Source organism: Faecalibacterium sp. DFI.5.82, assembly GCF_029076575.1.
GTDB lineage: Bacteria > Bacillota > Clostridia > Oscillospirales > Ruminococcaceae > Faecalibacterium > Faecalibacterium duncaniae.
Window position 1 is genome coordinate 1 of sequence record NZ_JARFIS010000722.1, and the last position, 302, is coordinate 302.

Annotated in this window: 1 protein-coding gene; it reads right to left on the minus strand. The window is 54.0% G+C overall.

Going from position 1 to position 302, the window contains the following annotated elements; all coding sequences use genetic code 11:
• Positions 1–100: 100 nt before the first annotated feature.
• Positions 101–301 (minus strand): FeoA family protein, encoded by a 201-nt coding sequence (locus P0G09_RS18615; protein ID WP_275253413.1) that lies wholly within the window; start codon positions 299–301, stop codon positions 101–103.
• Between the last annotated feature and the right edge of the window lies 1 nt (position 302).

Genomic DNA, 302 nt, shown 5'->3' on the forward strand with positions numbered 1-302 from the left:
CACGTCCTTCAGAGTTTTCATGCAAATTTCCTCCGCTACTTGTCTTTATTCAGAGACCATTCCAGTGTCGCAGCAGGTCCCAAACAGCGTGCTGCGCTGTTCAGCCGATCATAATGCGATTTGCCATCGTCCTGTCGAGTGCCAGGCGGCTTTCCTTGACCTGTACGATCAGGTTGCCTGCGATCTCGTTGACCACGGTCACTTCGCTGTCCACCACAAAACCAATCTCTGCCAGATGCAGGCGGACTTCATCTTTGCCGGTGATCTTCTTGATGGTGACGGTCACGCCCGCCTTCGCCAGT